This window comes from Thiomicrospira sp., from assembly GCF_014859555.1.
Lineage (GTDB): Bacteria > Pseudomonadota > Gammaproteobacteria > Thiomicrospirales > Thiomicrospiraceae > Thiomicrospira.
The window spans coordinates 1-3682 of sequence record NZ_JACUTY010000095.1; the positions used below are offsets into that span (position 1 = coordinate 1).

A 3682-nucleotide genomic window follows, 5' to 3' on the forward strand; every position below is an offset into this window, starting at 1 on the left:
TTTCGCCTTGTTGAATGAGGGCTTGAAGGTTCATTTATTTGTAGTAGCCTTTGTAGGCTTGAATCGGATCTAGTGTGGCCGTTAGGTTAAGCGATTTATTCGCTAAGAAGTCTTCGATTTCAACATCCACAATCGGCGATTGCTTGTTGTTTATGAGATCGACTTTTTCTTTGATAATGTCCACCGCCACGACTTCGTGGTGCTGGGCTAATAATACGGCTAACGATAAGCCAACGTAACCGGTACCGGCAACGGCAATTTTCATGTTTGTATCCTTCTTATCACTCTTTGTTATTTTCTTTTTGAGTGTTTTGTATAGTGTTGAGTTCTTCTGTTAACTGTTCATACTCTTCGCGTTTGCGTTGGATGAATCGTTCGGTTAATTCAATCCGTTCACGTATGCCTTGCGGTGTGAGCACATAGCGATAACCGAGTTTATTGGGGTTTTGAGCAAAGCGTTCGGCTTTGACTAGTCCTTTTTCGATGAGGGATTTGAGCACGTAATTGGTTTTGCCAATGCTAAAGCCGAGCTTTTCCGCCAAGGTGCGCTGGTTAGGCTCGGTGCTTATGTAACGCAAGGTTTGTAAGCGTGTTTCGGAATCCATTTGTTTTAATACCTAGTTTTATTTAATTCACTTTAACAGCAAAGCATTAAGGCATTGCATCATTCAAAAACCAGGCCATTAAAGACGCTACCGCTCTACGCTGTCGTTACGCATTTCGAAAAATAAGCCGTGTTTTGCTTTAAACTTGGTGACGCACAACGTCGCGTTCAACTTTTGAATAAGGTGAGAAGTTTACACGAGAGGGTGGTGGTTTTCTAAAACTTTCACGCAGGAATTAAAACTTAGTCGTTGCGACTAGACTACAAATGACGCTACAGCTTTCACTATAGCCCAGTGCGAGATATTGCTGTAAGGCTCTGTCGATACTTTGCTCTGGATCACTCATTTCGTCGAGGCGTGGACTGTCAACCCTTTTTTGCTTACAAAAGTTATCGAGTTTTCGCGTCCATCGTGCGTTCTGGCCGATTAAAAGAAGTTGTTTCAGGAGATTAGGTTCCTTGCTGGGTCTTGTTTGGTGTTTAGCAGCCTAACTATTAAAATGTGTTGTTCGACTATCTTGTAATAAATTGCGTGACTTTTATGCACCAATCGACGATGCATCGGCAATACATTGAAATATCTTGACCAATCTCTGGAAAGTCAGTTAATTGCTTAAAAGTGTCACGCAGTCCTTTCAAATACGCGTTAGCTTGTGGCGAACCGAAGTTTAAAATTGTGTAAACAAATATTTCCTGGATATCTAAAGCGGCTTGCTCAGATATTTCATAACGCATTGTTTAAAACTCTAGCTTTTGCTTTCGCATAAATATCTTCGAGTGATAAACCACTTGGTATGTTGGCTTTTGGTTCGGACAAGATGCCTTGTAATTCTTCCAATGCACTTTGTTTTTCACGCTCCGCTTCTATTAAGCTAGCTACATAGTCGCCGAGCTGCTCCAGATGACCATCAAGACGCTTGTTAACGTAACGGCTGATATGATCCGGCAATTCAATTGTATGTGTATGCATTACGGCCTCCCATTTAATCACTCTAACAAAGTCAAACTCTAGCACTTCTCGAGATATGAGTGCAATTTATCAAACAGCGCGTAAAACTTCGTCCTTCAGGGCGGAGATTATAAGCGCTATACGATAAAGGCAAAATCTGCGCCCATTTGAGTGAGAAAATTGCGAATTTTTTGGATCAGTGCGTTTTCTAATTCTTTTTCTGAGTGTTCTTCAGCCAACTCTAAAAAATCAAAGGTGTATTCGTCTTTGATGATTAGGTCGGATTGTTGTAATTCTGCGGGGAACGTATTGGCAAAATTGGTTTGGCCAAGCAGCGTTTTTTCATAGGTTTGGTTATCAATTTGATGATCGAGAACACGAACACTCCAGCCGTTTTTGAGCGTGGCTTGAATGTAAAATTGTTGCGCAAGCGGGTCTTTAAGCTTTTGCAGGATTTTAAGGTTATGCGATCAACTAATTTCTGCAGACAGTGTCTGCAGTTTTGGTTGTACTTGATAAGCCAGGTAGTAATTGCGCATATTCCAAAGGTTGCGCTCACTCAAGCCAGCGTTGCCCACAAACTCTTTTTGCCGTTCTTCGGCCAGTTGCATCACTATGGATTTTCCCCACCCATGGTGTTCTTGGCTTTCGTGAGTGCCGGTGTCTAACCAGGCAAAACCACGGCCTAGCAGTTCGACATTGAGGTCGCCGCGTTCCATATACATTTGGTTGATGGTGGTGATAGATCAAGGCGAGAACCTGAAGGAATGTTTAGACCTTGCAAGGGTTCACAACGCAGAGCTGAGAAACTTGGCGTTGCCAGAATTCATTCTGGGTTAATCGAGGTGCCCAATATTTAGCATACTTTATCAACCTAGATTATTGAATTAAATCCGCTAAATATTGGCCATAGCCGTTTTGTTTGATGTTATTGCGTGGCCGAAGGCGCTGACTTCGTTGGCTTCGCAGGGGACTGCCGCGTCGCTATCACTCCTCGCAATGCCGGGTGCAGGGTGCACCCACGCGGGTCATAAAATCATCCGGCACATAAAACATAAAGCCCTTCCCTTGTTTGCGTTTTTCTAGCAAGCCATATTGGTCGGACAAGCCGAGTAAATCGGTGCGTGCGGTTTGGTAGCTGGTGCCATGTTTGTGGCGATGCGCTTCAATTGTAAACACTTTCTCTTGTTTGAGTGCTTGGTTCAAAATAGCCATTTGCCGATGATTAAGCTGGCCTCTGAGTTTAAAGTTTTTTAACACCTGCTCGGTTTGCGCTATCTCTGCGTTTTTGCGAGCAAGATAAGCAAACAGTTCGTCTATCGCTTTTTGTAAGGTTTCAAGCTGATGAATCAGAAAATAGGTGAGATCGTTATCATCGGTTTCGGTGTGTAAATAGGCTTTGGCATATTGTGCTGGCGCTTGTTTTAACACCTTTGAAATGGAAACAAACTCGGTTAGCCAATAACCTTTTTTGGCCATATACCAGTAAAACAATGCTCGCGCAGTGCGACCGTTACCATCGACAAACGGATGGTCATAACCCAGCATAAAATGCAGTATCATCGCTTTAATCACCGGGTGAATAAACTGCTTGGGATCATCCTTGTTAGCAAAATCACACAGCGCTTGCAATCTTTGTGCCAGACTGTTCACGGGTGGCGGCATTAGCAATCGGCTGGGGCATGGCGACTTGGCCAGCGGCATGTTGATCTAACCAATGCAGTGCGGCAACATCGAGTCCGTTACACAAAACTGCATGGGTCTACCCTGCTGATCACCAAGGCTCAACTTACGCGCAAACTTATTTCGCGTAAACTTGATTACAAACCAATATTCTTCTGCGCTTAAACCTTGCGGAGGAATCGCAAATCGCAACTTATCCCAATGCACATAACGCCCGCGCTCATCACAAATTCCCAAATCCATCACCAATAATTTGGCCAAATGCAAGGTATCAGCTTGCTGCACACAATTGGCTAAAACGCGTCAATAGTGGGTGATGATGGCGGAATTTTCATAGGTTTTGCTCGACCTGGCTAGGTAAACCATTGTAGCAAAAGTTAGCACCTTGAGCACGCTACCGCTCTACGCTGTCGTTACGCATTTCGAAAAATTGGGCCGTGTTGTGT

At 43.8% G+C, this 3682-nt stretch carries 6 protein-coding genes and 3 pseudogenes; all 9 read right to left on the bottom strand.

Annotation, left to right across the window (positions count from 1 at the left end; translation table 11 throughout):
- Window positions 1–52: 52 nt before the first annotated feature.
- Window positions 53–265: pseudogene (locus tag IBX48_RS09975) on the bottom strand (UDP-glucose 6-dehydrogenase); the annotation flags it as partial.
- Window positions 266–281: 16 nt separating this feature from the next.
- Window positions 282–605: a MarR family EPS-associated transcriptional regulator gene (locus tag IBX48_RS09980; RefSeq protein ID WP_296834051.1), complete on the bottom strand. Its 324-nt coding sequence runs from the start codon at window positions 603–605 to the stop codon at window positions 282–284.
- A 512-nt stretch (window positions 606–1117) separates the two neighbouring features.
- The gene (locus IBX48_RS10650; RefSeq protein WP_365942516.1) at window positions 1118–1339 is read right to left on the bottom strand and encodes a type II toxin-antitoxin system RelE/ParE family toxin; all 222 of its coding nucleotides are present in this window, start codon (window positions 1337–1339) and stop codon (window positions 1118–1120) included.
- The gene (locus IBX48_RS09985; protein ID WP_296834054.1) at window positions 1329–1574 is read right to left on the bottom strand and encodes a hypothetical protein; all 246 of its coding nucleotides are present in this window, start codon (window positions 1572–1574) and stop codon (window positions 1329–1331) included. The genes IBX48_RS10650 and IBX48_RS09985 overlap by 11 nt, the downstream gene beginning before the upstream one ends.
- Before the next feature lie 116 nt (window positions 1575–1690).
- Window positions 1691–1915 (bottom strand): PDDEXK nuclease domain-containing protein, encoded by a 225-nt coding sequence (locus IBX48_RS10655; RefSeq protein WP_365942519.1) that lies wholly within the window; start codon window positions 1913–1915, stop codon window positions 1691–1693.
- Window positions 1904–2194 (bottom strand): annotated as a pseudogene (locus IBX48_RS10660) (DUF1016 N-terminal domain-containing protein); the annotation flags it as partial. The pseudogene IBX48_RS10660 and the gene IBX48_RS10655, both read right to left, overlap by 12 nt.
- 3 nt (window positions 2195–2197) lie before the next feature.
- A pseudogene (locus IBX48_RS09995) lies at window positions 2198–2296 on the bottom strand (sugar phosphate nucleotidyltransferase); the annotation flags it as partial.
- A 244-nt stretch (window positions 2297–2540) separates the two neighbouring features.
- Window positions 2541–3257 (bottom strand): Fic family protein, encoded by a 717-nt coding sequence (locus tag IBX48_RS10000; protein ID WP_296834058.1) that lies wholly within the window; start codon window positions 3255–3257, stop codon window positions 2541–2543.
- 6 nt (window positions 3258–3263) lie between these two features.
- Entirely contained in the window at window positions 3264–3521 is a 258-nt protein-coding gene (locus IBX48_RS10005) for a hypothetical protein (protein WP_296834060.1), read from the bottom strand.
- Between the last annotated feature and the right edge of the window lie 161 nt (window positions 3522–3682).

What these genes read in the sequence shown, in the direction of transcription:
- IBX48_RS09980 (WP_296834051.1), bottom strand. Translation starts at nt 605, where the DNA reads ATGGATTCCGAAACACGCTTACAAACCTTGCGTTACATAAGCACCGAG.
- IBX48_RS09985 (WP_296834054.1), bottom strand. Translation starts at nt 1,574, where the DNA reads ATGCATACACATACAATTGAATTGCCGGATCATATCAGCCGTTACGTT.
- IBX48_RS10650 (WP_365942516.1), bottom strand. Translation starts at nt 1,339, where the DNA reads ATGCGTTATGAAATATCTGAGCAAGCCGCTTTAGATATCCAGGAAATA.
- IBX48_RS10000 (WP_296834058.1), bottom strand. Translation starts at nt 3,257, where the DNA reads ATGCCGCTGGCCAAGTCGCCATGCCCCAGCCGATTGCTAATGCCGCCA.